Origin of the sequence: Amycolatopsis sacchari (assembly GCF_900114035.1) — a bacterium.
Classification (GTDB): Bacteria; Actinomycetota; Actinomycetes; order Mycobacteriales; family Pseudonocardiaceae; genus Amycolatopsis_E; species Amycolatopsis_E sacchari.
The window spans coordinates 121,672-146,689 of record NZ_FORP01000006.1; the positions used below are offsets into that span (position 1 = coordinate 121,672).

Annotated in this window: 22 protein-coding genes; 11 read left to right on the top strand and 11 right to left on the bottom strand. The window is 71.7% G+C overall.

Features of this window, described 5'->3' with window-relative positions; translation table 11 throughout:
* The first annotated feature begins 10 nt into the window (after positions 1-10).
* From BMZ92_RS12730 to dnaB, 3 genes are all read left to right on the top strand, one after another.
* Positions 11-1,387, top strand: a complete 1,377-nt coding sequence (locus tag BMZ92_RS12730; RefSeq protein ID WP_091506543.1) for a PPE domain-containing protein — start codon at positions 11-13, stop codon at positions 1,385-1,387.
* Position 1,388: 1 nt separating this feature from the next.
* Positions 1,389-2,171: an ESX secretion-associated protein EspG gene (locus BMZ92_RS12735; protein WP_091506545.1), complete on the top strand. Its 783-nt coding sequence runs from the start codon at positions 1,389-1,391 to the stop codon at positions 2,169-2,171.
* A 455-nt stretch (positions 2,172-2,626) separates the two neighbouring features.
* Complete coding sequence (gene dnaB / locus BMZ92_RS12740; protein ID WP_091506548.1) at positions 2,627-4,030, top strand: replicative DNA helicase; 1,404 nt, start codon at positions 2,627-2,629, stop codon at positions 4,028-4,030.
* A gap of 7 nt (positions 4,031-4,037) precedes the next feature.
* Here the strand turns inward: dnaB and BMZ92_RS12745 are convergent, their stop codons facing one another.
* From BMZ92_RS12745 to BMZ92_RS12755, 3 genes are read right to left on the bottom strand one after another with little or no spacing between them, the layout of a single operon-like run.
* A complete protein-coding gene (locus BMZ92_RS12745; protein WP_091506551.1) occupies positions 4,038-5,030 on the bottom strand; it encodes a HEAT repeat domain-containing protein in 993 nt (330 codons plus the stop codon).
* A gap of 4 nt (positions 5,031-5,034) precedes the next feature.
* Positions 5,035-5,694, bottom strand: coding sequence for a HEAT repeat domain-containing protein (locus BMZ92_RS12750; RefSeq protein ID WP_091506553.1), 660 nt, complete (start codon positions 5,692-5,694; stop codon positions 5,035-5,037).
* A gap of 39 nt (positions 5,695-5,733) precedes the next feature.
* Positions 5,734-6,117 (bottom strand): hypothetical protein, encoded by a 384-nt coding sequence (locus tag BMZ92_RS12755; protein WP_091506556.1) that lies wholly within the window; start codon positions 6,115-6,117, stop codon positions 5,734-5,736.
* A gap of 126 nt (positions 6,118-6,243) precedes the next feature.
* Between BMZ92_RS12755 and BMZ92_RS12760 the strand changes: the two genes are divergently transcribed.
* Positions 6,244-7,017 (top strand): dioxygenase family protein, encoded by a 774-nt coding sequence (locus BMZ92_RS12760; protein ID WP_091506558.1) that lies wholly within the window; start codon positions 6,244-6,246, stop codon positions 7,015-7,017.
* A gap of 54 nt (positions 7,018-7,071) precedes the next feature.
* On the opposite strand, the gene BMZ92_RS12765 is transcribed toward BMZ92_RS12760, so the two are convergent.
* The 3 genes from BMZ92_RS12765 to BMZ92_RS12775 all read right to left on the bottom strand — a co-directional run bounded on the left by BMZ92_RS12765 (position 7,072) and on the right by BMZ92_RS12775 (position 11,672).
* Entirely contained in the window at positions 7,072-10,068 is a 2,997-nt protein-coding gene (locus BMZ92_RS12765; protein WP_091506561.1) for a beta strand repeat-containing protein, read from the bottom strand.
* A gap of 168 nt (positions 10,069-10,236) precedes the next feature.
* Positions 10,237-11,154: a hypothetical protein gene (locus BMZ92_RS12770; RefSeq protein WP_091506563.1), complete on the bottom strand. Its 918-nt coding sequence runs from the start codon at positions 11,152-11,154 to the stop codon at positions 10,237-10,239.
* 269 nt (positions 11,155-11,423) lie between these two features.
* Positions 11,424-11,672, bottom strand: a complete 249-nt coding sequence (locus tag BMZ92_RS12775) for a hypothetical protein (RefSeq protein ID WP_091507063.1) — start codon at positions 11,670-11,672, stop codon at positions 11,424-11,426.
* A 469-nt stretch (positions 11,673-12,141) separates the two neighbouring features.
* On the opposite strand from BMZ92_RS12775, the gene BMZ92_RS12780 reads away from it, so the two are divergent.
* From BMZ92_RS12780 to BMZ92_RS12795, 4 genes are read left to right on the top strand one after another with little or no spacing between them, the layout of a single operon-like run.
* Positions 12,142-13,314, top strand: coding sequence for an AI-2E family transporter (locus BMZ92_RS12780; RefSeq protein ID WP_091506565.1), 1,173 nt, complete (start codon positions 12,142-12,144; stop codon positions 13,312-13,314).
* Complete coding sequence (macS, locus tag BMZ92_RS12785; protein ID WP_091506567.1) at positions 13,311-14,456, top strand: MacS family sensor histidine kinase; 1,146 nt, start codon at positions 13,311-13,313, stop codon at positions 14,454-14,456. The genes BMZ92_RS12780 and macS overlap by 4 nt, the downstream gene beginning before the upstream one ends.
* Positions 14,453-15,097, top strand: coding sequence for a response regulator (locus BMZ92_RS12790; RefSeq protein WP_091507065.1), 645 nt, complete (start codon positions 14,453-14,455; stop codon positions 15,095-15,097). The genes macS and BMZ92_RS12790 overlap by 4 nt, the downstream gene beginning before the upstream one ends.
* 52 nt (positions 15,098-15,149) lie before the next feature.
* A complete protein-coding gene (locus BMZ92_RS12795; protein WP_091506570.1) occupies positions 15,150-15,761 on the top strand; it encodes a DUF1707 SHOCT-like domain-containing protein in 612 nt (203 codons plus the stop codon).
* Here BMZ92_RS12795 and BMZ92_RS12800 read toward each other — a convergent pair.
* On the bottom strand, positions 15,697-17,091 hold the full coding sequence (locus BMZ92_RS12800) for an MFS transporter (protein WP_177228659.1): 1,395 nt from the start codon (positions 17,089-17,091) through the stop codon (positions 15,697-15,699). The genes BMZ92_RS12795 and BMZ92_RS12800 overlap by 65 nt on opposite strands.
* A 79-nt stretch (positions 17,092-17,170) precedes the next feature.
* On the opposite strand from BMZ92_RS12800, the gene BMZ92_RS12805 reads away from it, so the two are divergent.
* Positions 17,171-17,476, top strand: a complete 306-nt coding sequence (locus BMZ92_RS12805) for an ArsR/SmtB family transcription factor (protein ID WP_091506574.1) — start codon at positions 17,171-17,173, stop codon at positions 17,474-17,476.
* On the opposite strand, the gene ptsP is transcribed toward BMZ92_RS12805, so the two are convergent.
* Positions 17,473-19,104, bottom strand: a complete 1,632-nt coding sequence (ptsP, locus tag BMZ92_RS12810; RefSeq protein ID WP_091506577.1) for a phosphoenolpyruvate--protein phosphotransferase — start codon at positions 19,102-19,104, stop codon at positions 17,473-17,475. The two genes, BMZ92_RS12805 and ptsP, sit on opposite strands and share 4 nt — an antisense overlap.
* A 40-nt stretch (positions 19,105-19,144) precedes the next feature.
* The gene (locus tag BMZ92_RS12815; RefSeq protein WP_091506579.1) at positions 19,145-20,011 is read right to left on the bottom strand and encodes a ribokinase; all 867 of its coding nucleotides are present in this window, start codon (positions 20,009-20,011) and stop codon (positions 19,145-19,147) included.
* A 331-nt stretch (positions 20,012-20,342) separates the two neighbouring features.
* Here BMZ92_RS12815 and BMZ92_RS12820 point away from each other — a divergent pair, with 331 nt between their 5' ends.
* Positions 20,343-21,089 (top strand): TetR/AcrR family transcriptional regulator, encoded by a 747-nt coding sequence (locus tag BMZ92_RS12820; RefSeq protein ID WP_091506581.1) that lies wholly within the window; start codon positions 20,343-20,345, stop codon positions 21,087-21,089.
* Here BMZ92_RS12820 and leuS read toward each other — a convergent pair.
* Complete coding sequence (gene leuS / locus BMZ92_RS12825) at positions 21,086-23,917, bottom strand: leucine--tRNA ligase (RefSeq protein ID WP_091506583.1); 2,832 nt, start codon at positions 23,915-23,917, stop codon at positions 21,086-21,088. The two genes, BMZ92_RS12820 and leuS, sit on opposite strands and share 4 nt — an antisense overlap.
* Before the next feature lie 54 nt (positions 23,918-23,971).
* Here leuS and BMZ92_RS12830 point away from each other — a divergent pair, with 54 nt between their 5' ends.
* Entirely contained in the window at positions 23,972-24,373 is a 402-nt protein-coding gene (locus tag BMZ92_RS12830; protein ID WP_091506586.1) for an SdpI family protein, read from the top strand.
* Between the two features lie 49 nt (positions 24,374-24,422).
* Here BMZ92_RS12830 and BMZ92_RS12835 read toward each other — a convergent pair whose 3' ends face one another.
* Positions 24,423-25,004, bottom strand: coding sequence for a YqgE/AlgH family protein (locus BMZ92_RS12835; RefSeq protein ID WP_091506588.1), 582 nt, complete (start codon positions 25,002-25,004; stop codon positions 24,423-24,425).
* Between the last annotated feature and the right edge of the window lie 14 nt (positions 25,005-25,018).

The window sequence follows — 25,018 nt, forward strand, 5'->3', positions numbered from 1 at the left end:
GGATGAGCAGATGGGGAACGGCGCGCTGATCGGGCAGACCGTGGGCACCGCGATCATGCCCGGGACCGGCACCATCATCGGCACGGTGGCCGGCGGGTTGTACGACCTCTTCTCCGGCCCGGAGGCCCAGCAGCGGCAGGCCAGCGTCGGCGGGCGGACCATCGACGCGCGGCAGATCTGGGAGCAGATCCACCCCGGCAGCGCCGACTCCCTGCACCAGGGGGCCGGCGCGGCGGGCCAGCTGCAGTCGGTGCACGACCAGCGTGCCCAGCTCATCGACGAGATCAACAAGGCGATGGACGCCGCCTGGCAGGGGGACGCTTCGCAGCAGGTGCAGGCCGGGGCGCACCCGCTCGGCATCTGGCTGCGTGACTCCGCCAGCAACCTCACCAAGAGCCAGGGCTACCTCACCTCCCAGGCCGACGCCTTCGACGCCGCCCAGCGCAAGGTCCAGGAAATCGCCGCCACCCCGCCGCACGCGGGGTTCGTCGACCACATCAACCCGTGGAGCGACAAGGACGACGAGATCCGCAAGTACAACGAGCAGGGCCAGACCAACGTCGAGGCCTTCAACGCCTACTACCAGGCGAGCGCGCAGAACGCGGCGGGCATGCCGCAGTTCAGCGCCTGGCAGGGAAACACCTTCTCCGACGGCAACGGCAAGGGCGACACGGGCGACACCAACGGCAACGGCCACATCGGCAACACGCCCAGCACTGGCAACGTCGGGGGCTACCAGCCGTCCAACGTCGGCAGCATCCCCGGTGGCGGTGTCGGCAGCATCCCCGGCGGGTCGACCGGGAACCTCCCCGGCACGTCCGGCTCGCATTTCGGCACCGGCACGGGCACCGGCAGCGGGACTGGTCACGACCCCGGCTACCAGCCGAACGTGCCCGGCTCCACCTACCCCGGCTACCAGTCCCCGAAGTGGGACGACAGCACCTCCGCCGCGGGGTACCGGCCCAGCACCTCCGGCACGGACTTCAGCAGCGACTTCGGTCCGACCGGCTCGGGTTACGGGCTCGGCGGCACCGGCGGCGGTTCCGGTTCCGGTGGTGGGTTCGGCCCCGGTGGCGTCGGCTCGATCGGTGCCGCCGGTTTCGGGCCCGCCGGTTCGGGTTCGCTCGGCGCGGGCTCCAGCACCGGCGCCGGGGCGGGCAGTGGTGCCGCCGGCGGCGCCGCGGGTGCCGGGCGCGGTCTGGCCGGCGCGGGTGGCGCGGGCGCCGCGGGCCGGGCCGGGACCTCCGGCATGGCCGGTATGGGGCACGGCGGCCGCGGCAAGGGTTCCGAGGACGAGGAGCACCAGACGAAGTACCTGGTCAGCGAGGACCCCAACGAGTTGTTCGGCACCGACGAGCTGACCGCCCCGCCGGTGATCGGCGAGTGACGTGCTGACCACCCCGATCAAGCTCGCCACCCCGATCCTGCTGAACCTGATCCGCCGTCGCGGTGGCGAGCCGCACCCGACGCTGTCCAGCATGCCCGTCTGGTTCGACGAGAGCGCCCAGCGCGGCGTCGACCAGGAGGTCAACTCCCTGCTCACGCAGCACGGGCTGATGGGGCCGCGCGGTATGGACCGCGGCCTGCTCAACGCGGTCGAGTCGATCTCGCGCCCGGACGTCGAGTACTACGGCTGGTTCGAGGGACAGTTCCCCGGCACCCCGGGCAATTTCACGGTGTACGCGGGCAGCGGCAGCGGAGGCGCGTTCGTGCTCGTCCGCGTGCTCACCGACGACACGGTGATCCTCGCGCCCGAGCGGCCCGAGGAACTGCTCGACGGGTTCGTCAACCAGATCCCCGCGGCACGACCCGCGCCCGGGCAGCCCCTCGTCACGACGAAGGCCGAGTTCGAGTCCGGGCGGGACGCGCTCCCCGAGGGCGAGTACACCGTCATGCGCTCGGGGCGTGACGCCGCACCGGCGCCCGCGAAGGAGATGAAGCGGATCATGGAGGCGCCGCGCACCGGTGCGGGCAGCCTCTACGTCGCCGCCCGCACGCGCAGCGGCACCCGCCGCCGATGTGAACGGCCGCTGAACTTCGTGGACACCGCCGAAGGGCGCTGGCTGATGGAGGAGCGGCCCGGGCGCGGCGAATCGCTCGTCGTCTTCACCCCCGGTGCCCCCCAGGTGCTCGCCGAGCGGTTACGGAACGCACTGAGCGCGCTCGGCTGAACGCGGCCGGTATCACCCGATCAGCCCAGGCGCCTGCCTGTCTACCGTCCGTAGCAATCATCCACAGGCCGACCTGCCCCGTCGTGCACAACCGTCAGCGCGACACGCCGAAGAACCCTGTCGTCGCGACACGCCGACGAGTTTTCCGCAGAGTTGTCCACAGCTTGCCCACAGGGTCTGACCAGCGCTTTTCCCGGGTCACCTCACGGCTGTCCCCAAGTTGTACACAGTCGCGGGGCCACCTGTGATTCGTTCGGCCTGCTCTTCCACAAGCTGTCCACAAGGTGTCCCCAAGCGATCAACAGGCAGGTTTGCCTTGCTCCTTCCGAGCGATCTAGCGTGCCCGGGAAGCAGTAGCGCGCAGTGCGCGACACGCCCGCCCCCAGAGGTGGGCGCCGAGCCGGTGAGACGGCATAATCGAACTGGTGTTCGCTTGACGAGGAGGTGTCCGCGCGGTGGCGCTGACGGACGACCGCGGTCCCGCCTACGCATCCGATCCCGGTCCGGAGGACCCGGGGCCGCGACGCGGTGAGTTCGACCGGCAGCCGCCACAGGACGTGGCGGCGGAGCAGTCGGTGCTCGGCGGCATGCTGCTGTCGAAGGACGCGATCGCCGACGTGGTCGAGGCCCTCGGCCCGAGCGACTTCTACCTGCCGAAGCACCAGGCGGTCTACGACTGCATCCTCGACCTGTACGGCCGCGGCGAGCCGGCGGACCCGATCACCGTCTCCGCCGAGCTGGAGCGCCGCGGCGAGCTGGCGCGCGTCGGCGGCGCCCCGTACCTGCACACGCTGATCGCGACGGTGCCGACCGCCGCGAACGCCGGGTACTACGCCGAGATCGTCGCCGAGAAGGCGATCCTGCGGCGGCTCGTCGAGGCCGGCACGAGGATCGTGCAGTACGGCTACGGCGCCGCGAACGAGGGCGGCGAGATCAACGAGGTCGTCGACCGCGCGCAGGCGGCGATCTACGAGGTCACCGAGCGGCGCACCAGCGAGGACTACATCGCGCTGGAAGAGCTGCTGCAGCCCACGATGGACGAGATCGACGCGATCGCGTCCCGCGGTGGCACCGCGCAGGGGGTGCCGACGGGGTTCGCCGACCTCGACGAGGTCACCAACGGGCTGCACGCCGGTCAGATGATCATCGTCGCGGCCCGTCCCGGTGTCGGCAAGTCGACACTGGGGCTGGACTTCGCCCGGTCCTGCTCCATCAAGCACGGCATGACCAGCGTCATCTTCTCGCTGGAAATGAGCCGGATCGAAATCGTCATGCGCATGCTCTCGGCCGAGGCGCGCATCCGCCTCGCCGACATGCGTGGTGGCCGCATGTCCGACGACGACTGGACGCGGCTGGCGCGGCGGATGAGCGAGATCAGCGAAGCACCGCTGTTCATCGACGACTCGCCGAACATGACGATGATGGAGATCCGGGCGAAGGCGCGGCGGCTCAAGCAGCGCAACGACCTCAAGCTCGTCGTGGTCGACTACATGCAGCTGATGACGTCCGGTAAGCGCGTCGAATCGCGGCAGCAGGAGGTTTCGGAGTTCTCGCGGCAGCTGAAGCTGCTGGCGAAGGAGCTCGAAGTCCCGGTGGTCGCGATCAGCCAGCTGAACCGTGGTCCCGAGCAGCGCACCGACAAGCGGCCGATGCTGTCGGACCTGCGTGAGTCCGGTTCGCTGGAGCAGGACGCCGACATGGTCATCCTGATCAACCGCCCCGACGCGTGGGAGCGGGACGACCCGCGTGCCGGCGAGGCGGACCTGATCCTGGCGAAGCACCGTGCCGGCCCGACGAGCACGATCGTCGTCGCGCACCAGCTGCACTACAGCCGTTTCGCGGACCTCGCCCAGACCTGAGCCGGGTTCAGCGCTCGTCGAGGACGCCGAGCAGAGCCGAGGCGACGCGGGCGACCGACTGGTCGTTGTCGTGGGCCAGCTGCGCCAGGAGTTCCCGCGCGGCGGCCTTCGGCAGCTCGAGCAGTGCCTGGGTCACGCGGATGCGCGCGGCGGAATCCGCGGTTTCGGCGAGCGCGCCGGTCAGCGCGGTGATGATCCGGTCCGCCACAGCCGGGTCCGACGCGAGCGTGCCCAGCACCTCGGCCGCTTCGACGTCGTTCGCACCCTCGATGATCATTTCGACGAGCGTCGGCACGGCCGTCGGCGCGCCACGCCGCGCCGAAGCGAGGGCGGCCTGCCGGCGCACGCCCGGGTCCGGGTCGTCCAGTGCGTCCGCGAGCGCCGCCGTCGCCTCGTCCCCGGGCAGCTCCGCGAGAGCCAGCACCGCCCGGCGCCGGATGCCGGCGTCCTCCGACCTCAGGCCGGACGCCAGGCTCGCCACACCGTCACCCGTGCGCGCGAGCGCCCACCGCAGGGCGCCCGCGACGTTCGCGTCGGGTTCGGTGAGGACCGCGCTGGCCAGCAGTTCGGCGGGTACCGGCAGGTCCTCGGCCAGCACCGCCTGCTGCCGCCGGGCGGCGAAGGGTGAGCCGAGGCCGTGCAGGAGTTCGACGGTGCGCAGGACGTCCTGCCAGCCGGAGGGCGCCGAGGCGTCGATCGCCCGCAGCCGCTGGAGCAGTTCCTGCTCCCGCTTCAGCCGCTCCTCTGTCCGCCGGATGAGGTCGCCGACCAGCGTGGACGGGGTGAAGGCGGGGTCCTCCAGCGCCCGTCCGATCTGGCGCAGCGACAGCCCGAGCGACCGCAGACCTTCCACGTGGAAGATCCGCCGGATGTCCTCCTCGGAGTACTCGCGGTAGCCGCCCACGGTCCGGCCGGTCGGGCGCACCAGCCCGAGTGAGTCGTAATGCCGCAGCATCCGGGTGCTCACCCCGGACCGGCGCGCCACCTCGCCGATCAGCATCCGGTCACGCGCCCCGCTCCGGGCCGAGCGCGACGATCCGCTTCGCCTCGTCGACGTCCAGGTCGAAACCGGCGTCCGGGTCCTGGAGCAGGCGCCGCGTCGCCCTGGCGTGGGCGCGCACCTCGGGGTCGGCGTTCGTCATCGCCTCCCGCAGGGCCGGCTCGATCACGTCCCCGAGCGCGACGAGCGCCCGGCTGAGGCTCAGCCGCACGGCCCGGTCGCCACGGCCGAGTTGTGCCGCCAGCTGCGTGGCCAACTCCTTCTCCTCCCCGGCGGGCACGAGCACCACGGCCGCACGCCACGCGCTCCGCGCGACCTCGTCGTCGGCGTCGTGCAGCAGCGACCGCGTGATCGCGGGCCAGGCCGTCCGGTCCCCGATCTTGGACAACGTGTGCAACGCCTGGCTGCGGGCCTGGGCGCGCTCGGAGCGGAGCTCCGCCAGGAGCCTGGGCACCGTGAGCTCCGCGGGCAAGCGGGTCAACGCCCAGGTGAGCATGTCACGCACGAAGAAGTCCGGCTCGACGGCGCACCGCGCGAGGAGTGCGTCGACCAAGCCGGGGTCGGGCTGCGTACCCGCCGCGAGAGCCGCCTTGAGCCGCACCGACGAGTTGTCCGCCCGCAGTGCGTCCAGCAGCCGTGTGGATGTCGGGTTGATGGGGACCACCTCCTCCCCACCAGTGAAGACCTTGTCACGGTGTCAAGGTCAAGAACCGAGGACGCCGCAGCGGTGCAGGCTCTCCTCGACCCGCAGGCGCTCGATCTCCCGTTCCAGCCCGGGCGGCAGCGTGTCGAGCCACTGCTCCTCGCCGACGGCGCGGCACGCCTGTGCCAGCAGCTCGTCGTAGGCCTGTTCCGTCGCGAAACGGCGCACGGCCGGGGCGTGCGGGGGCAACCGGTCCAGTGCCCGGCGGACGCGGCGCAGGTCGGCGGCCAGGCGTTCGATGGGCGGGCCGGCCGGGGCCGGCGGGCGCCGTCGTTCCCGCCAGGCGAAGGCGACGCGGGGGAGCTTGGCGAACAGCCAGAACACGAGCAGCGGTCCGAGGCAGACCGCGAAGTAGGCGAGCACGTTCCCGATGGGGACCGTCATGCCTGAGGATAGGCGCGGGCCCCACGGCCTCCGCCACTCTTGACCGGTTCCGGGCACGTGGAATATCTCCCGCCCCGCGGACGTCGGTTATCTTCGTAGTTGAACATTCAACCGATGGAGGCTGCGATGGGTGCGACCCCCGTGCTGTACCTGAGCCACGGCGCGCCGCCGCTCGCCGACGACGCCACGTGGACCCGCCAGCTCGCGGACTGGTCGGCGGAACTGCCGCGCCCCAAGGCGATCCTGGTCGTGTCGGCGCACTGGGAGGAGGCGCCGCTCACCCTCGGCGCCACGACGACGGTCCCGCTCGTCTACGACTTCTGGGGCTTCCCCCAGCGCTACTACCAGGTGACCTACCCGGCGCCGGGAGCACCGGAACTCGCCGAGAAGGTCCGCAAGCTGCTGCACGGACCCGGTACGCCCGTGCACGACGCACCCGACCGCGGCCTCGACCACGGCGCCTACGTGCCGCTCGTGGAGATGTACCCCGACGCCGACATCCCGGTGCTGCAGCTGTCGATGCCCTCGCTCGACCCGCGTGAACTGTTCACGCTCGGGCGCAAGCTCCGGCCGCTGCGCGACGAAGGGGTGCTGATCATCGGCAGCGGTTTCTTCACGCACAACCTCGCCGCGATGCGCCAGGTGGACGGCACCGACGGCCGCCCGCCGCTCTGGTCGGCCGAGTTCGACGCGTGGGGCGACGAGATGCTCCGCACCGGGAACGTCGACGCGCTGCTGGACTTCCAGCGCAAGGCCCCGGCCGCCACGCTCGCGCATCCGCGCATCGAGCACTTCGCGCCGCTGTTCGTGACCCTCGGCGCGGGTGACGAAGCCGCACCGGAGACCGTCATCGACGGCTACTGGTACGGCCTCGCCAAACGCTCCGTGCAGCTGGGCTGACACCCGGACGCGGGTTCGGGGCGCCGTTGCCCCGGACCCGCGTCCGGTTCCGCGTCAGTGCTGGAAGGGCAGACGCAGCCCCTCGCCGCCGGTCAGCTTGTCGACCAGCGACGCCGGGCTGGCGTCCAGGTTCGGCAGCGCGGGCAGCTGGGCCTGCGGCAGCACCCCGCCGACGTTCTCCGGCAGGACGTGCTGACCGGCCAGTGCGTCGGCACCCGGGGCCAGCGGCAGCTTCGGCAGCACCGCGGTGACCGCCTCCGCGCCCGGCACCGCGTCCACCGACGGCAGCGCGCCGTTCTTCGGGAGCAGCGACATGTTGGTGGCGATGTCGGTCAGGTCCGTGCGGGCCGACCGCTGGGCGGGCAGGCTGCGCAGGTCGGGCAGCTTCGGCAGGCTGGTCGCCGACAGCTCCGAGGTCCTCGCGGGCAGGTCGATGACCGACGCCTCACGGTCGGCCACGAGGACGTCCGTGACGTTGCGCGTGTCCGAGTCCGCCACGGCGAGCAGGCCGGGCGAGATGTCGAAGATCTGCGCCACGACGCCCAGCGGGACCTGCTTGTCCAGCCCCGACAGCGCCTTGTGGTGGCCCGCCGTCTCGGTGTCACCGCTGACGGTGCCGACGGTCGTGTTGTCCGCGACCGCGTGCGCGACCCCGCCGAGCGAAGCGGCGACGCCGAACACCTGAGCCACGGCCGCGACCGGCACGTCGAAGATGTCGCCGGACAGCGCACCGTCCACACCGGACGTCGTGGAGTCACCGCCCGAGGTGGCCTCGGTGTTGTTCAGCCCGGTGCCGCGCGCGACACCGACCAGGCTGGCCGCGTCGCCGAAGACCTGGGCGACCGGCAGCGCGTCGGCGCTGACCACGTTGCCCGCGATCGAGCCACCGTCGCCGTTCGTCGCGGAGTCACCGCCCGCCGTGGACACGACGTCGTTGACCGCCTCGCCGGAGGCGACACCGCCCCACACCGCACCGAGGCCGAACACCGAAGCGGCCGAGCCCACGGGCACCCGCACCAGGTTGCCCGCCAGCGAGCCGCCCTCGCCGGTCGAGTGGCTGTCGCCACCCGCGGTCGAGTCGGTCAGGTTCTCGCTCGCGCCGAAGCCGTTCCCGATCCAGGCGGCGCCGAGGCCGTGGACCTGCGTGGGCAGCGACACCGGGACGTCGCCGATGTTGCCGGCGAGGAAGCCCTCCTTGCCGTTGGCCTTCAGGTCGCCGCCGGCCTGCGAGGTGGTGTCGGTCGTGGCCGCACCGTGGCCCTGGCCGATCCAGGCGCCGCCGATGCCGAACACCTGCGCCGGCAGCGAAACCGGCGCGGCGATCAGGTTCGCGCTGCCCGCACCGTGGTCGTCCTGGGTGTTGCCACCCCCGCCCGCGGTGACGTCCTTGGTCTCCTCGGCCGCACCGGTGCCCTGGCCGATCCAGGAACCGCCCACGCCGAACACCTCGGCGGGCACGGCCACCGGGACCTGCACGACGTTGCCGGCGCCGGTCGAGTCGTTGCCGAGGCTGCCGTTGTAGCCACCGGCGGTGACGGTCTTGTCCTCGGTCGCCGAGCCGGACGCGTTGCCGATCCAGGAACCGCCCACGCCGAACGCCTCGACGGTGCCCGCGGGCTGCGGGTGCACGCTGTTGCCGCCCAGGAACGACCCGTTGCCGTTGGTGTAGGTGTTGCCACCGGCGGCGGTGTCGACCTCGTTGTCGCAACCGGTCGCGTGAGCGTTGCCGATCCAGGTGCCGCCGACGCAGAACGCCTCGACGGGCAGCGCGACCGGAGCGTCGACGATGTTGCCCGAACCCGCACCGTTCTGGCCGGTGGTGGACGTCGTACCGCCCGCCTGCGCGTCCGTGCTGATGATGTTCCCGGCGCGCTGGACGTCGGAGCCCGCCACCGAGTTCCCGATCCAGGCCGCGGCGTTGCCCACGACGGTGGCGGGCACCGCACCCTGCGGCTGGACGACGTTCCCCCCGAGGAACGCCTCCTCACCCTGCGTCTGGATGTACTGGTCGCCGTGCGGACCCGCCTTGGTGTCGCCGGCGGCCGCGGCGGAAGCCGCGCTGCCTGCCGCGTCGGCGTCGCCGCCCCAGGACACGGCGTTGTTCGAAGCCTTGACCGGCAGGGCGATCGGCAGCGCCGCCACGTTGCCGGTGCCCGCGCCGTGCGAGCCGGCCGTGTCGACGTAGCCGCCCGAGGTGGCTTCGCTGGTGCTGTCGAAGTCGGTCTCGGCATGGCCGAGGAACCAGCCGAGCGCGTTGCCCGACACCTGCACGGGGGTGGCGCCCTGCGGGCTCACCACGTTCCCCGCCACCGCACCGTTGGTGCCGTCGGTCGTGGTGTCACCGGTGGTGGCGGCGGACTGCGTCGCGCTGCCCGAGGTCCGGCCACTGCCGACGAGGCCGAGCGCGTTGCCGGAGATCTGCACCGGCAGCGCCCAGTCGAGGTTCACGGCGTTGCCCGCGAGGCCGCCGCGCTCACCGCTGGTGCTGACGTCGCTGTTGTGCTCGTAGACCTGCGTCGAGTCGGACTGGACCGCGGCGTCGCCGAGCACGCCGACAGCGTTGCCGGTGATCTGGATCGGCAGCGCGACGTTGCCGACGACCTTGTTGCCCATCACCGGGTCGCCGGTGGACTCCACCGAAGGGCGGGTGACCTGGTCGGTGCGCTGCCCGCCGCCGGCGTGCGACAGCGACTGGCCGACCTGGCTCGCCGCGCCGGTGACCTTGGTCGTGACCCCGTTGGTCGCGCTCAGCGCGGGTGACGCGGGCTTGAGGGCCCCGGTCTTGCTGACCGGCGCGAGCGCGCGGTTCAGCTTGTCCGTGACGGGCTTGGTGCTGATCTCCTTGTGGACATCCGGCAGGTTGACCTGCTTGCCGAGGGTTCCGACGGCGTTCTGCGAGATGTCGACGGGGATGCTGGCGTTCAGGTCCAACGGTCCGGCGGGGGTGTCCGGGTTGACGTTCTCGTCGGCCGAGGCGATGCCGGTGCCCAGCATCAGCAGGCCACCCGTGACCAGCGCGGTCTGGAATCCGCGCTTTGCCCAGGTCTGCATTGAGAGTTTCTCCTTCTTCGTTGGGTTCCCTTGCGGGGCTTGTGGGGTGGGTGAAGTCACCCGAGGTCGCGGCGGAGGCGCGACGAGGACAAGCGGGGTGCGAGGGAACACGCGACCGGCACAGGAGAAACCGGCGAACAGGGCGCGTTCCGCTACCCCGCTCGCGACTCAGTCAGGCGTGACGCCGGGCTGCTCGCCCGGCTGGACCGGCGTGTGCCGGATGCCGAAGCGCACGGCACGCAGGCCGGTGGCTCCGACGACGGTCAGCGGGCCGGCGGGAACGCCGAACAGCGGACCGTCCACATGACCACCGGTGACGGAGCCACCGGGGCCGAACGGAAGGCCGGAGGGGGCCAGCGGGCCGCGCTCCGGCGAGAACGGGAACCGGTCCGGCTGCGTCGCGTGCGACTGCCGGCCGGACTGGTCCCGCGCATCGAGGTGCTGCGCCGCCGCGGCGTGCGCGTCGGGCAGCACGGCCGCGACCGGGCCCAGCGGCCCGGCGGGCAGCGCCGGCGCCACGGGGTTCGCGGCGGCCGGGGCGGAGGCCTGCGTCTGCTCGTCGGCGTCCGTCCTGCCGGGCAGGCCGGGCAGCTTGATCAGCTCGCCGGTGGCGGCGGGGCGCAGGAAGTGCAGGACGTCGTGCGACGGGGTCAGCGCCTCGCTGAGCACGCGCGGCGCCGACTGCGGTTCGAGCGTCACCCGCACCGCGGTGTCGACCACCTGCCGCGCGGGCTCGACGACGGTGCGCTGCGTGAACCGCTGCACCGACTCGGCGACCTCGGCCGTGATGCGGCGGCTCTGCTCGAGCGCGTCGGCCGCGACCTGCTTGCCCTGCGAGAGGCGGAACTCGGTGTGCTCCGCGCGCTCGGCTTCCGTCGCGTCGGCGGCCGTCGCCTGCTCGTCCTGCTGGACGACGGCTTCGGGGCCGGACACGGGGGAAGCGGTTTCCGCGGAGGCGCTGGCCGTGGACACGGCCCACGCGGCGGCAGTACCGGCGACGGCGCCGCCGACCACGAACAGCGCGCGCGTCAGCCAGCGACGGGCACGTGCTGTGCCCCGCTGCGCGGACGCGTTCTGCTGCTTCACGGTTCTCCTGCCGAGGAATTCGTCCGTTCGTCCCGCGATTTCCGAAAACGGTTCGCATTGCTGTCCGAACGGGCTTGCAGTGGAGAGGTAATCAAAGGTGACACCGGGCTCGCATCCCGGAGAGACCTTGATCGCTCGATGGTGTGAAGATCGCTCAGTGTCCGGCGGACTCACCGACCGTCACCGGAACAGGCGTTTCACACAGGCGGGGCCTGCCGGGAACGACTACCCGAGACAGACCCCACCTGACGACGAACCACTCGATCGAACTAGTCGACCACGCCTTCGAGGATGGACGGGATGGCGCCCGCCCAGGCGGAGCTGATCAGGCCGGCCGCACCGGCACCCAGCAGCGCGCCGGACTGGTTCCAGGCGTTGACGTAGTCCGCGCCCGTCGGGTGCTGCGGCACGACCACGGGCGCGGTCAGCTCGTCGGCGGAGGCGATGCCCCCGGCCAGGCCGAACGCGCCGGCGGACAGCGCGATCACAGCGACCGTGCGGGTGAGGGTCTTGCGCATGGGACGGTTCCCTTCGTGTGCGTTGGTTGCCGATGGATGGAGGATCATCGGTGCGGGCTCGATTTCGACCAGAAGGTCGAAATCCTTTCCGCGGTTCCCGAGGGTCGTTTGTTCGCCCTCGTTGATCACTGTAAACAGCAAGGTGAGTAATTTTCCACCGGTGCCACCCAGTCGTGTAATGCCTGCTCCGCGCGGTGAGAAAACGCTTTCCGGACATGCGGAAGGGCGCTCCGAAATACACTTCGGAACGCTCCGCGAAATGGGGATGGGCCGCCGAACCTCCCCAGCCCGGCGGCTCCTGTCGAACCTCTTCGCACTCCCGGAAATGAGATAACCAAAGCAGCGGACGGCTGTACACAGTGGACACACCAGGAGCACTCGATCGTGTGGATTGAGCGGTGTGCCAGTGGGTACGCGCCACGCTTCCGGGCGTACCCGTCCGTTTCGCCGGAGTCGCTAGGGTGATGCCGTGACCGACCGCCCCAAGACGCACCCCTTCGGCGAGGACGCCGGCACGACCGCCGCCGTGCCCCGCGGGCTCCGCATCGCCGCGGCCTTCTCGTGGCGGTTCCTGCTCGTCATCGCCGCGCTCTACGTCGTCGTGTGGCTCATCGGCAGGCTGTCGGTGGTCGTCATCCCGGTCTCGATCGCGCTGCTGCTGGCCGCGCTGATGGCCCCGGCCGTCTCCCACCTCGTCACCATCCGCGTACCCCGCGGGCTCGCCACCGCGCTCGTGCTCGTCGGGGGGCTCGCGATCCTCGGTGGCCTGCTCGCGTTCGTGATCATCCAGTTCACCGACGGGCTGCCGCAGCTGCAGAAACAGCTGAACAACAGCCTCGACCAGGTGCGGGACTGGCTGATCAACGACCTGCACCTGCGCCAGGAGCAGATCCAGCAGTTCATCGACAACGCCATCGGCTACCTGCAGCACAACCAGGCGGCGCTGACCACCAACGCGCTCACCACCGCGGGCACCGTCGGCGAGATCCTCACCGGGTTCCTGCTCACGCTGTTCGTGACCATCTTCTTCCTCGCCGGCGGCGAGCGGATCTGGCACTTCCTGATGCTCGGTGTGCCCGGCCAGGTCCGGGACCGGGTCGACGTCGCCGGGCGGCGCGGGTTCGCCTCCCTCGTCGCGTACGTGCGCGCGACCGCGGCGGTCGCCGTGGTGGACGCCGTCGGCATCGGCATCGGGCTGTGGATCGTGCGGGTGCCGCTGGTGGTCCCGCTCGCCACGCTCGTGTTCCTCACCGCGTTCGTGCCGATCATCGGTGCGGTCGTCGCCGGCGCGGTCGCGGTGCTGGTCGCGCTCGTCACCAACGGGTTCGTCACCGCGCTCATTGTGCTGGGCATCGTGATCCTGGTGATGCAGCTGGAGAGCCACATCCTGCAGCCGCTGCTGCTGGGCCGCGCGGTCCGCCTGCACCCGCTGGCCGTCGTGCTGGCGATCGCCGTCGGCCTCGTCGTCGCCGGGATCGCGGGCGCGCTGCTCGCGGTGCCGCTGCTGGCCGTCCTCAACTCCGGGATCCGCTCGCTGCTGCACGAGACCGACCCGCACCCGGAGGAGGTGGACGTCCTGCACGACCAGGAGGCGGCCGCGCCGGACGGCGACCCGGGGAAGGTCGAGGACGAGGATCGATGAGGCAGCGCTTCGGCCCCACGGCCGTCGAACCCGCGGCACCACTGTGGTGGGGCGGGATCGGGCTGCGGGTGGTGACGTGGCTGTTCGCGCTCGGCGCCGTCGTCGTGCACGACCGCGACTACGCACGGCCCGCGCTCGCCTGGGTCGTACTGGGCTGCATGGCGGTGTGGACCGTGCTGACCGGGCTCGTCTACTCGCGCGAGGCGTTGCGCTGGCGGTGGCGCTGGTTCGTGGTGCTCGACGTCGTGGTGGTGTGCGGGCTGATGCTGACCTCGCCGCTGATACTCAGCCCCGAGCAGCTGGCCAATGTGGACCCGCTGATCACGACCGTCTGGGTCGCCGGGGTGCCGGTGGTCGCGGGGACGCGGTTCGGTGGTTACGGCGGGATGGCGGCCGGGCTCGTGGTCGGCGCGGCGACGGCGGTGGCGCGCCAGGCGTTCACGCTCGACGTCGCGCGGGACGGGGTGCTGCTCGTCGCGACGGGGCTGCTCATCGGCATGAGCGCCACGACTGCCCGCAAGTCCGCGGCCGCGCTCGCGGAGGCGTGGCGCAAGGAGGCGGCGACCGCCGAGCGTGAACGGCTCGCCCGCTCCATCCACGACAACGTGCTGCAGGTGCTGGCCCGGGTGCGCCGCCGTGGTGCGGAGGTCGGCGGCGAGGCCGCGGAGCTCGCGGAGCTGGCCGGGGAGCAGGAGATCGCGTTGCGCGCGCTCGTCACCACCGAGCCCAGCACGACCGGCGCGGGGGAGACCGACCTGCGGGCCGCGCTGCAGCTGCTCGCCTCGTCGAAGGTGCAGGTCGCCGCGCCCGCCGACGACGTGCTGCTGCCCGCCCGCGTCACCGCCGAACTCGTCGCCGTCGTCCGCGAGGCCCTGTCCAACACGGCCAAGCACGCGCCAGGCGCGAAGGCGTGGGTGCTGCTGGAGAACCTCGCCGACGAGGTCGTGGTCACCGTCAGGGACGACGGCCCGGGCATCCCCGAAGGCAGGCTCGCCGAGGCGGAGGCGCAGGGACAGCTCGGCGTCGCCCGGTCGATGAAGGGCCGGGTACTTGAGCTGGGTGGGAGCATTTCCCTGGAGACCGCTCCGGAGCGGGGGACCGAATGGGAGGTTCGGGTGCCGAAGGCGGGCAGGAAGCGATGATCTCGGTGATGGTCGTCGACGACCACCCCATCTGGCGGGACGGCGTGGCCAGGGACCTGACGGAGCACGGGTTCGAGGTGCGGGCCACCGCGCCCGACGCCGACGCGGCGGTGCGCATCGCCAGTGCCGTGCGGCCCGACGTCGTGCTCATGGACATCAACCTGGGCCAGTCCTCCGGCGTGGACGCCACGCGGGAGATCACGATGGCGCTGCCGGACACGCGGGTGCTGGTGCTGTCCGCCAGCGGGGAGCACAGCGACGTGCTGGAGGCGGTGAAGGCAGGTGCGTCGGGCTACCTCGTGAAGTCCGCGTCCGCGCAGGAGCTCGTCGAGGCCGTGCACCGGACCGCCGCGGGTGATCCCGTGTTCACGCCCGGGCTGGCGGGCCTCGTGCTCGGCGAGTACCGGCGGATGGCGGAGGGCCCGGCGACCGACAACCCGGTGCCGCGGCTGACCGAGCGCGAAACCGAGGTGCTGCGCCTGGTCGCGAAGGGCCTCACGTCGCGGCAGATCGCCGAACGGCTCGTGCTGTCGCACCGCACGGTGGAGAACCACGTGCAGTCCACCCTGCGGAAGCTCCAGCTGCACAACCGCGTCGAACTGGCCCGGTACGCGATCGAACACGGGCTGGACAAGGAGTAAGTCCGGGTTTTTCCCGGATCCGGGCCGGGGTCCGCCGAATTACGCTGCCCCCATGGGCGAAGAGACCGAGACCGCGACGCTCAGCCCGCGGGACCTGCGGGTGTCCGACGAGGAGCGCGAGCACGTCGTCGCGATACTGCAGAAGGCGATCGGGCGGGGGCTGATCGACCTCGACGAGTTCACCGAGCGCACCGACATCGCGCTCGCCTCCCGCACCCGCGGCGAGCTGAACGCCGTGCTGGTGGACATCCCCGGCACGGTCAACCGCGATCTCGGCGCCCCGCCGCCGAAGGCCACCGATCCCTCGCAGCGGCTGGAGCTGTCGGCGAAGTACTCCTCGCTCGTGCGCAACGGGCGGTGGATCGTGCCTGCCGAGGTCGTCGTGCACAGCAAGTACGGCTCGACCAAGCTGGACTTCAGCGACGCCCAGGTGACGAGCCCGACGGTGCAGATCGAGCTGGACTGCAAGTGGGGTTCGGTCGAGGTGATCGTCCCCGAGGGCATGGCCGTGGACCTCAACTCGATCACCGAGCTCAAGTACGGCTCCCTGGACGACAAGACCGGCAGCAACGGCCTCCCGGGTACGCCCCGGCTGGTGTTCACCGGACGCGTGCACGGCGGTTCAGTGGTCGTCCGGCGTCCCCGTCGCGGGCTGTTCTCCTAGCGGCTGTCCGCGCGAACGCGACGAGGACGGCGCCCACGGCCATGCCCGCCGCGGCGACCAGCACCGCCGCCCGGCTTCCGGACGCCCCGGCGAACGCGATGAGGACCGCGAGCCCGACGGCGTTGCCGAGGTTGAGGGTCGTGGAGGCCATGCCGTTGGCCACGCCCTGTTCCTCCGGCACGACGCCGGTGGCCGCGGTGATCCACATCGCCGTCCACGTGACGCCCTGTCCGACGCCGGAGACGACCAGCCCAGGCACGACGGCGCCGTAGCCGCCACCGAAACCCACGGCGAGCACGACGGTGCCGACCGCGCCCACGCCGAAGCCCGCGACCAGCGTGGTGCGTGCGCCGAAGCGGCCGGTGAGGCGCTCGCCGAGCTGGGTGCCCGCCGCGATCGCGAGCGAGGGCACCAGGAACGCGAGCCCGGTCTGCAGCGCGCTCATCCCGCGGACGGTCTGGAACAACACCGTCAGGAAGTAGGGCAGCGTGCCGAACGTCGCCATGTAGAGCGCGGTCACGCCGATCCCCGTGAGGAGCGCGCGGTTGCGGAGCAGGCTCGGCGGCAGCAGCGGGTCCGCGCCGCGTGCCTCGACCACCGCGAACACCCCGAGCAGGACCACGGCCAGTGCCGCGGCGAGCACGACGCCGGGTGAGGTCCACCCGGCGTCCGGGCCTTGGACCAGTGCGAACACGAGGAGCGTCGCGCCCGCGGTGGCGGTCAAGGCGCCGGGCAGGTCGAAGCGGCGTCCGGTGGCGCGCGGCGGGTCGGCGGGCACCACGGCCAGCGCGGCCACGGCGACCAGCCCGGCGAGGGGCACGTTGACGAAGAACACCGCGGACCAGCCGAAGGCCTGCGTGAGCACGCCGCCCAGCAGCGCCCCCACCGTGAGGCCGCTGGCTCCCGCGCCGCCCCACACCGCGAACGCGCGGTTGCGCTCGCGCCCTTCGGGGAAGAGCGTGCCGATCAGCGCGAGGGTGGCGGGCAGCAGCAGCGCGCCGCCGATCCCCTGCACGGCCCGCGCGACGACGATCATCAGCTGCCCCGTGGCGAGGCCTCCTGCCAGCGACGACAGCGCGTAGAGCACCAGCGCGAGGACGAACACGCGACGGCGGCCGAGCAGGTCCGCGGCGCGGCCACCGAGGAGCAGGAACCCGCCGGCGAACACCACGTAGGCGCTGACCACCCACTGCTGGGTCTGGCCGGAGAAGCCGAGGTCCGCGCCGATCTCGGGGAGCGCGACGAACACGATGTTGAGGTCGAGCGCGTAGATCAGCTGGGCGAGTGCGAGGAGGACGAGCACCCAGGCGGGGCGAGTCGAGGAAGTCACGGTAGGAATGTACGCGTATATACGTACAGTCAGTCAAGAGGAAAGTTCGTCTCTACGCGTACTGATCTACACTGGGCCCATGCTCGCGCAGCACCCGGAACCGCACCAGATCCGCCTGGAGAACGTGCTGACCGCACTCGGCAACCCGCTGCGGATGAAGATCGTGCGGCGGCTCGCGGACGAAGGGGAACGGCCCTGCGGCACGATCCTCACGGGCGTGTCGAAGTCCACCCTCACCCGGCACTGGCAGGTGCTGCGCGACAGCGGCGTCATCTGGCAACGCCCGCACGGCAGGGAGAACCTGCTGTCCCTGCGCCGCGAAGACCTCGACGCGCGGTTCCCCGGCCTGCTGGACGCGGTGCTGGCCGCCGCCGAGGAGGACTAACCCCTCGCGACCGCGCGCGCGGCCTTCGCGTCCCCGGTCGCCAGCACGGCTTCCGCGAGCGCTTCGCACTGCGCGAGCGTCACGGCGGCCAGGCTCGCGCCCACCGCCCGCACCGCCGGTGCGTTCATCGACAGGCTGGTCACCCCCAGGCCCGTCAGCACCCGCGCGAGGAGCGGGTCCGCCGCCGCCTCGCCACACACGCCGGCCGGTTTGCCGGTGGCCTTCGCCGCGTCGCCGACGAGCTTGATCAGCCGCAGCAGCGCGGGCTGCCACGGGTCGTTGAGCGCCGCGACGGCGCCGAGCTGCCGGTCGGCGGCGAAGGTGTACTGCGCCAGGTCGTTCGTGCCCAGCGAAACAAAGTCGACCGCGTCGAGGATCTCTCCGGCGGACAGGGCCGCGGCCGGGATCTCGATCATCACGCCCGCGCGTGCGATGCCCGCCGCGCGCACGCGCTCGGCGAACCACGCGGCCTCTTCTGCGGTGGCGACCATCGGTGCCATCACCGAGACCTCAGCGCCGGAATCCTGTGCCGCGCCCGCGATCGCTTCGAGCTGGCGGTCCAGCACCTCGGGCCGGTCGAAGGCGACGCGCAGGCCGCGAACACCCAGCGCGGGGTTCGGCTCGTCCTCGGGGGACAGGAACGCGAGCGGTTTGTCGGCACCCGCGTCGAGGGTCCGGACGACGACGGGCTTTCCCGCGAACGGCGTGAGCACGGCCGCGTACGCCGCGCGCTGGTCGGCGACGGACGGTTCGTCGGCGGCGTCGAGGTAGCAGAACTCCGTGCGGAACAGGCCCACTCCTTCGGCACCGGCTTCCGCGGCGGCGCGGGCGTCGGCGGGTTTGCCGACGTTGCCGAGCACCTTGACGAGGTGACCGTCCGAAGTGGTCCCGGCGCCGTTCCACTCGGCCGGTCCGCCCGCGACCGCCGTCAGCACCGGTTCCGCGGCGTCGGCGACCTCGACCTCACCGGTGTCACCGTCCACGAGCAACGCGGCGGCGTCGAGCGCGAGCACGCCGCGGACGGCGACGACCGCGGGAATTCCCAGTGCCCGCGCCAAGATCGCGGTGTGGCTGGTCGGCCCGCCCTCCTCGGTGACGAGGGCGAGCACCTTCGCCGGGTCGAGCCCGGCCGTGTCCGCGGGGGCGAGGTCGCGGGCCACCAGGACACTCGGCGTGGTCAGTTCGGGCACCCCGGGCGGTTCCACGCCGAGCAGCTCGGCCACCACGCGGTCCCGCACGTCCTCGATGTCGCGCACGCGCTCGGCCATGTACCCGCCGGCGGCGGCGAGGGTCTTGGCGAAACCGTTCGCGGATTCGTACACCGCGCGCGGGGCGGGAAGCCCTTCGGCGACCACGAGCCGCTCGGCCTCGCTGATCAGCGCCGGGTCCCCGGCCATCGCGGCGGTGGTGATCAGGATCGTCGCTGCCTCGCCCGACGCGGTCGCGGAAAGCGCTTCCAGACGGGCGGCGACGGCCTGCGTCGCCGGAGCGATCCGCGCCGCTTCGGCCTGCGGGTCCTCGGGTTTCGGCGTGCCGGCGGGCTCGCCGAGCGGTTCGGCGACCCGGACGACGGGACCGCGGGCGCGGCCGGGGCTCACGGCGACTCCGGTCAGCCTCGTTTGCGACATGGTCTAGACCATACCCTTTCCCCGACCACGACGGACAGTGTCAGCGGCCCTCGAGTTCGGCAGCGGACGGATAGGACGGCTGCGCACCCCGGCGGGTCACCGAGATCGCCGCGACCCGGACGGCCATGCGGGCCGCCGTCTCCAGGGTGACCCCGGTGGCCAGCGACGCGGCGAGCGCCCCGGTGAACGCGTCCCCGGCGCCGGTCGTGTCCACCGGCTCGACGGGTGGCGCCGGCACCTCGGTCTCCCCGTCCCCGGTGAGCACGAGCGCGCCCCGCGCGCCCAGGGTCACCACCGCCGAACGCGGCCCGAGTTCCAGCAGTTTCCCGAGTCCGACGCCCTCTCCCAGCAGGGCGGCGGCTTCGTGTTCGTTGACGAGCAGCACGTCCAGCGCGGCCAGCGTGCGCGGCGACAGCTCCGCGACCGGCGACAGGTTGAGCATCGTCCGCACCCCGGCCGAAGCGGCCTCGGCGATCGCCCATTCGACCGTCGGCAGCGGGATCTCCAGCGACGCCACCAAGACCTTCGCCCCGGCGAAGTCGAGCGCGCCGGGTTCGAGCGCGCTGTTGGCGCCGGGCGAGACGAGGATCGAGTTCTCGCCGTCGGGGGTCACGGTGATGTAGGCGATGCCCGTCGGCCGGCCGACTTTCCGCACGAGCTCGGTGCGCACCCCGGCGTCGCGCAGGGACTCGGTGAGCATGGCCCCGTAGGCGTCGTCGCCGATCGCGGCGAGCAGCGCGACGTCCGCACCGAGCCTCGCGGCGGCCACCGCGGTGTTGGCGCCCTTGCCGCCGGGCAGGACGGTGGTGTCGCCGCCGAGGACGGTTTCGCCGCTGCCCGGGCGGCGTTCGGCCGGGACCACCAGGTCGGCGTTCGCGGAGCCGATGACGAGGACTTCGGTGTGCACACCCCGAATCTAGTGGCGCGCGGCGCCTCCCCCAGAATGGGCGGGAAGTTCGGTTGGCAAATGTGAAGATCTTTGTAACTTCTCGGCCGGGAGATGCGACACTAGGGTGAGTGCCCGGTCTGGATCACCCGAATGGGGGAATTAGCCGTCTGACCGTCCCGACGGCACCATTCCGGACTCTCCTAAGCTGTCCGTGCCCGGCCCCGCCGGAAACGGGCATCGGGTCGCCGGTACCGATCGCGTAGCCCCCCGAGTGATCGGTACCGGCGGCGCCCCTCTCCTTCCGCGGAAACCGCGTTCCGCGGGCGCACCCCCGACCTAGAATGCGGGAATGGACAAGCCGACGCGCCGAGGGCGCGTGCGGGTCGCGACCGACCAGGACATCCGGCGGACCGCCCGCACGCTGCTGGTCCAGCGCGGCCCGGAAGCGGTGACGCTGCGCGCGATCGCCCGCGAACTCGGGATCACGGCGCCGGCGCTCTACCGGTACTACGGCTCCCGTGACGACCTCGTCGAGCACCTCCGCCTCGACGTCATCGCCGACCTCGCCGCCGAACTGACCGAAGAGGTCGGCGCGCTCGCCGCGGACGGGGCGGCCCAGCTGTTCGCGATCTGCCGCGGGTTCCGCCGCTGGGCGCTGACGCACACCAAGGAGTTCACGCTCGTCTTCGCGTCACCGACCGGCGAAACCGGGTCCGCCGCCGGCAGCGTCGCGACCCTCCAGCGCGCGAGCGAACCCTTCGGCCGCATCTTCCTCCTGGCCGCGGGCCGGATCCTGGCCACGCACCAGCTCACCATCCCGCAGGCCGACGCCGTGCCGCCCGAACTGCACGACGACCTCATCGCCTTCCAGGACGAGCTGCTCACCGTGCTGCGTGAGTCCGGCGCCGAGTTCCCGCCGGACAAGCTCAACCTCGGCACGACGTACGTGATGATCCAGTTCTGGGCGCGGCTCTACGGCCACATCACGCTCGAGGTGTTCGGGAACTACCCGATCCCACTGTCCAAACCGGACGCGGTGTTCGACGCGCTCCTGGCCGACCTCGCGCGGGAGATCGGCCTGGAGCCCGCCCTCTAGAGGACCACGTTCACCAGTCGCCCCGGTACGACGATCACCTTGCGGGGCTCGCCGCCGTTGAGCAGGGCCTGGATCTTCTCCTCGGCCAGCGCCGCCGCCTGCACCGCGTCCTTGTCGGCGTCCGCGGCGACCGTGATGCGGGCCCGCACCTTGCCGTTGACCTGGATCGGGTACTCGACCGTGTCCTCGATCAGGTACCGCTCGTCCGCCACCGGGAACGGCCCGTGCACCAGCGTGTCCGTGTGGCCCAGCCGGTGCCACAGCTCCTCCGCGATGTGCGGGCACAGCGGCGCCAGCATCAGCACCAGCGGCTCCACCAGCTCACGCGGCGTGCCCTCGGTCGCGCCGTACACCTTCGTCAGGTGGTTGTTCAGCTCGATCAGCTTCGCGCCGGCGGTGTTGAAGCGCATCTCCGCGTAGTCCTCGCGGACCCCGGCGATGGCGCGGTGCAGCTGCTTGCGGTCCTCGGCGGTGGGTTCCGCCGACGTGACCCGCAGCTCGCCGGTCTGCTCGTCGACCACCAGGCGCCACAGCCGCTGCAGGAACCGGTGCGCGCCCACGACGTCCTTCGTCGCCCACGGGCGCGAGACGTCCAGCGGGCCCATGGCCATCTCGTAGAACCGGAAGGTGTCGGCCCCGTAGTCCGCCGCCATCTGGTCGGGCGTGACCACGTTCTTCAGGCTCTTGCCCATCTTCCCGTATTCCTGCTTGACCTCCTGGCCGTGGAAGAAGAACTTGCCGTCCTTCTCCTCGACCTCCTCGGCAGGAACGTAGACACCACGGGAATCGGTGTACGCGTACGCCTGGATGTAGCCCTGGTTGAACAGCCTCCGGTACGGCTCCTTCGCGGAGACGTGGCCCAGGTCGTACAGCACCTTCTGCCAGAACCGCGCGTACAGCAGGTGCAGCACCGCGTGCTCGACGCCGCCGACGTACAGGTCCAGACCACCCGGGTCCGCGACGCCGTGCTCCGCCGGGCGCGGGCCCATCCAGTACTGCTCGTTCTCGGGGTCGACGAACGCTTCCGAGTTCGTCGGGTCGACGTAGCGCAGCTGGTACCAGCACGAGCCCGCCCACTGCGGCATCACGTTGGTGTCGCGGCGGTACTGCTTCGGGCCGTCACCCAGGTCCAGCGTCACGTTGACCCAGTCCGTCGCCTTCGCCAGCGGCGGCGACGGTTCGGAGTCGGCGTCCTCCGGGTCGAACGTCTGCGGCGAGTAGTCGTCGACGTCCGGCAGCACGACCGGCAGCTCGCTCTCCGGCAGCGGGATCGGCCTGCCGTCGGAGTCGTACACGATCGGGAACGGCTCGCCCCAGTACCGCTGCCGCGCGAACAGCCAGTCCCGCAGCTTGTACTGCGTCGTGCCCTTGCCGTGGCCGTGTTCCTCCAGCCACTCGATGATCGCCTTCTTGGCCTCGTCGACGTCCATCCCGTCCAGGAAGCCGGAGTTGATCGCGGGGCCGGCACCCGTGTACGCCTCGCCGTCGAAGCCCTCCGACGGCTGCACCGTGCGGATGATCTCCAGCCCGAACTTCTCCGCGAAGTCCCAGTCACGCTGGTCCTGGCCCGGCACCGCCATGATCGCGCCGGTGCCGTACCCCATCAGCACGTAGTCGGCGATGAAGACCGGGATCTCCTTGCCGTTCACCGGGTTCACCGCGGTGGCGCCGATGAAGACGCCCGTCTTCTCCTTGCTCTCCTGGCGGTCCAGTTCGGACTTGCGGGAGGCCGCCAGCCGGTACGCCTTGACCGCCTCGGCCGGGGTCGCCGCGCCACCGGTCCACGCCTCGTCCACATCGGACGGCCACGACGCGGCGGTCAGCTTGTCCACCAACGGGTGCTCCGGCGCCAGCACCAGGTACGTCGCGCCGAACAGCGTGTCGGGCCTGGTGGTGAACACCTCGACCCGCTCCTCGCCTACGGCGAAGGTGACCTGGGCGCCCCGCGAGCGGCCGATCCAGTTGCGCTGCATGGTCTTGACCTTCTCGGGCCAGTCCAGCAGCTCCAGGTCGTCCAGCAGGCGGTCCGCGTACGCGGTGATCCGCATCATCCACTGGCGCAGGTTCTTGCGGAACACCGGGAAGTTGCCGCGGTCGGTGCGGCCCTCCGCGGTGACCTCCTCGTTGGCGACCACGGTGCCCAGGCCGGGCGCCCAGTTCACCGGCGCCTCGGAGATGTACACCAGCCGGTGCGAGTCGATGACCTCCCGCTGCTCCGAGGAGGACAGCTCACCCCACGCGCGGCCGTCCGGGGTCGGGCGCTCGCCCGCGGCGAACTCCGCCTCCAGCTCGGCGATGGGCCGGGCCTTGGCCTGCTCCTCGTCGTACCAGGCGTTGTAGATCTGCAGGAAGATCCACTGCGTCCACTTGTAGTACTCGGGGTCGATCGTCGCGATGCGGCGCCGCTCGTCGTGGCCCAGGCCCAGCCTGCGGATCTGCCGCAGGTAGGTCTCGATGTTCTCTTCGGTGGTCTTGCGCGGGTGCTGCCCGGTCTGCACCGCGTACTGCTCCGCGGGCAGGCCGAACGCGTCGAAACCCATGGTGTGCAGGACGTTCCGCCCGATCATCCGGTGGTAGCGGGCGTAGACGTCGGTGCCGATGAAGCCCAGCGGGTGCCCGACGTGCAGGCCGGCGCCCGACGGGTACGGGAACATGTCCTGGACGAAGAGCTTGTCCGAGGGCAGCGGCGTCTCGGCGAGGGGGCCGACGGGGTTCGGCGCGTGGTACGTGCCGTGGTCGGCCCAGTAGTTCTGCCAGCGCAGCTCGATCCGGCCGGCCAGGTCCGCGTTGTAGCGGTGGCCGGGGATCTCCTCGGTTGCCTCACTCACACCTGCAATGGTATGCCGCCGGTCCGAATCGTTTTGACCCGTATCCTTACCCCCGTGTTCGTACTCGCGCTGATTCCCGTCGTGCTCGGTCTCGTCGTCGGCTGGGGCGGGGTCCTCGGCTGGCAGGAGAAACTCGCGGACCGCGGCGCGGGGGTGCGCACGGAGGCGACGCTGCGTTCCGCGCAGGCCTTCCGCACGGCGAACAAGGTCGCCGGACTGCCCACGATGGTCGCCGGGGCGGTGGGGATCGTCGCCGGGCTCGCCGGACTGTTCATGCCCACCACCGCGGGCGTCGTCGTCGCGACGCTCGTCGGGCTGATCGGGATGTTCGCGCTGGTCACCGCCGGCGGGCTGCTCGGGCACCGCGCCGCGCTCGCCGTGCCGGAGCCCGTCGCTCCCGGTGGGGGCGGGTGCTCTGGTTGTGCGTGCGGGGGTTGTTCGCTCCAGAAGGCCTAGCGGCGCGAAGCGCCTCCGCTGGGGGTGGTGGTCGGGCGAGGGGCTGGCCTTAGTTTCGTTGGAGGTCGCCGGGGTGGGTGGCCAGTAGGGCCGTCGGCACGCCCTGGCGCCGCAGCACCTGCGCCCACAGGTCGCGATCCGGCGTCGCCAGCACGTCACCGGGCAGCGCGGGCACGATGAGCCAGTCGCCGCGGTCGATCTCGCCCGCCAGCTGACCCGAGTCCCAGCCCGCGTACCCGGCGAACACGCGCAACCCGCGCACCTTCGGCACCAGCAGGTCCGGATCCGCGTCGAGGTCCACGAGCGCCACCGGACCGCGCACGCCGATCAGCCCCGGCACGGCCGCCGCCGTCTCCCCGGCCCGCAGGGCCGCCAGGCACAGCGCGGTCTTCTTCTCCACGGGACCGCCGACGAACACCGACTGCGGTTCGACCACGTGCCTGCCCCAGCTGGGCAGCACGTCGTCCACCGGCACGTCACTCGGCCTGTTGAGCACGACACCGAGCGTCCCCTCTTCCCGGTGGTCGATGATGAAGACGACCGTCCGGCGGAAGTTGGGATCGAACATGGTGGGGGCGGCAACCAGGAGCGAGCCCGGTTCAACCTCGGCGTCCGCTGGCACGCCCGTCATGATCCCACTCACGT

Excerpts from the sequence above, each read along its gene's own strand:
- BMZ92_RS12730 (WP_091506543.1), top strand. The coding sequence starts at position 11 with ATGGGGAACGGCGCGCTGATCGGGCAGACCGTGGGCACCGCGATCATG.
- BMZ92_RS12820 (WP_091506581.1), top strand. The coding sequence starts at position 20,343 with ATGGACAAGCCGACGCGCCGAGGGCGCGTGCGGGTCGCGACCGACCAG.
- BMZ92_RS12835 (WP_091506588.1), bottom strand. The coding sequence starts at position 25,004 with ATGACGGGCGTGCCAGCGGACGCCGAGGTTGAACCGGGCTCGCTCCTG.
- BMZ92_RS12755 (WP_091506556.1), bottom strand. The coding sequence starts at position 6,117 with ATGACGGTCCCCATCGGGAACGTGCTCGCCTACTTCGCGGTCTGCCTC.
- macS (WP_091506567.1), top strand. The coding sequence starts at position 13,311 with ATGAGGCAGCGCTTCGGCCCCACGGCCGTCGAACCCGCGGCACCACTG.
- BMZ92_RS12765 (WP_091506561.1), bottom strand. The coding sequence starts at position 10,068 with ATGCAGACCTGGGCAAAGCGCGGATTCCAGACCGCGCTGGTCACGGGT.
- BMZ92_RS12790 (WP_091507065.1), top strand. The coding sequence starts at position 14,453 with ATGATCTCGGTGATGGTCGTCGACGACCACCCCATCTGGCGGGACGGC.
- BMZ92_RS12760 (WP_091506558.1), top strand. The coding sequence starts at position 6,244 with ATGGGTGCGACCCCCGTGCTGTACCTGAGCCACGGCGCGCCGCCGCTC.
- BMZ92_RS12745 (WP_091506551.1), bottom strand. The coding sequence starts at position 5,030 with ATGCTGATCGGCGAGGTGGCGCGCCGGTCCGGGGTGAGCACCCGGATG.
- BMZ92_RS12775 (WP_091507063.1), bottom strand. The coding sequence starts at position 11,672 with ATGCGCAAGACCCTCACCCGCACGGTCGCTGTGATCGCGCTGTCCGCC.
- BMZ92_RS12805 (WP_091506574.1), top strand. The coding sequence starts at position 17,171 with ATGCTCGCGCAGCACCCGGAACCGCACCAGATCCGCCTGGAGAACGTG.
- BMZ92_RS12795 (WP_091506570.1), top strand. The coding sequence starts at position 15,150 with ATGGGCGAAGAGACCGAGACCGCGACGCTCAGCCCGCGGGACCTGCGG.
- ptsP (WP_091506577.1), bottom strand. The coding sequence starts at position 19,104 with ATGTCGCAAACGAGGCTGACCGGAGTCGCCGTGAGCCCCGGCCGCGCC.